Consider the following 1,034-nt stretch of genomic DNA (forward strand, 5'->3'; position numbering starts at 1 on the left):
TCAAGACGATCCGGCACCGGCTGTCCCTCCCTGTCGGGGAGAAGGGCACCAAGCGTGCTCCGGGCGGATACCGCAGCAAGCAGGAGTGGTTCGCCAAGACCCGTCGTCTCAACGTGCTTGAGGACCGGCTGGCGGCTGCAGTCGCGGATCGTGAGGCCGGTCGGGTGCGGGTCGTTCGGGGCGGCGGACGGCTGCTCAATACCCGTCATAATCTGGACGCTGCTCGGCTTACCGAGCCGCAGTGGCGGGAACGTTGGGAGGCCGAGCGCTGGTTCCTGGCCGCTGACGGCGAGAGCGGTAAGCGGTTCGGGAACGAGACGATCCGCGTCACGCCGGACGGTGAAGTGTCGATCAAGCTGCCCGCGCCGCTGGCCGAGTACGCCAACGCTCGCCACGGCCGGTACGTCCTCTCCGCGCGGGTGCGGTTCCCGCACCGGGGAACCGAGTGGGCTGATCGCATCGCAGCGAATCGGGCCGTGGCCTATCGCATCCACTACGACGTCCAGCGCGAGCGCTGGTACCTCACGGCGTCCTGGCAATACCAGCCCACACCGACCATCCCGATGGATACCGCGTTGGCGAACGGCGTGATAGGCGTGGACACCAATGCCGACCATCTTGCCGCCTGGCGACTCGACACCCACGGCAACCCGATCGGCCGGCCCCGCAAGTTCTTCTACGACCTCGCCGGGTCGGCAGACCACCGCGACGCGCAAGTCCGGCACGCCCTCGCCCGCCTGCTCAACTGGGCCCGGTCGTGCGGCGTCAAAGCCATCGCGGTCGAAGACCTGGACTTCGCAGCGGAGAAGACCCGTGAGAAGCACGGCCGCCGCAACAGATTCCGCCAGTTGATCTCCGGCATGCCCACCAGCAAGCTGCGGGCCCGCTTGACGTCGATGGCCGACGCCACTGGCATCGCGATCATCGCCGTGGACCCGGCATACACCTCCAAGTGGGGCGCGCAGCACTGGCAGAAGCCCCTCACCAGCAAGAACCGTAAGACCACCCGTCACGATGCCGCGAGCATCGCGATC

The 1,034-nt window shown here is 67.7% G+C and carries 1 pseudogene; it reads left to right on the forward strand.

The window, feature by feature from the left end:
- A pseudogene (locus NLX86_RS34235) lies at positions 1-1,034 on the forward strand (IS200/IS605 family accessory protein TnpB-related protein); the annotation flags it as partial.

This window comes from Streptomyces sp. A3M-1-3, from assembly GCF_024213665.1.
Lineage (GTDB): Bacteria > Actinomycetota > Actinomycetes > Streptomycetales > Streptomycetaceae > Streptomyces.